The sequence below is a fragment of the Akkermansia sp. GGCC_0220 genome, assembly GCF_017566105.1.
Taxonomy (GTDB): Bacteria; Verrucomicrobiota; Verrucomicrobiia; order Verrucomicrobiales; family Akkermansiaceae; genus Akkermansia; species Akkermansia massiliensis.
The window spans coordinates 1-220 of sequence record NZ_JABFCI010000163.1 but is presented as its reverse complement, the minus strand read 5'-3'; the positions used below and the strand labels follow the sequence as shown (position 1 = coordinate 220).

Annotated in this window: 1 protein-coding gene; it reads left to right on the top strand. The window is 67.3% G+C overall.

Annotated features, from left to right (window positions below; translation table 11 throughout):
* Positions 1-220 (top strand): aminotransferase class I/II-fold pyridoxal phosphate-dependent enzyme (locus tag HJW02_RS13405; protein ID WP_208050741.1); only part of this gene is annotated, 220 nt, incomplete at both ends.

Below are 220 nucleotides of genomic sequence, written 5' to 3'. Positions count from 1 at the left end.
CGCGTCCGCAGGGCGCGTTCTACGTGTTCCCCGACATCAGCGTCGCCTTCGGCAAGACCCACCAGCACAGCGGCATCAAGATCGGCAACGACATGGATTTCTGCAGCGCGCTGCTGGAAACCAAGGGCGTGGCCTGCGTGCCGGGCTCGGCGTTCGGCGAACCCAACGCGCTGCGCATCAGCTACACCTGTCCGAACCCGCAGCTGGCCCCGGGCCTGCA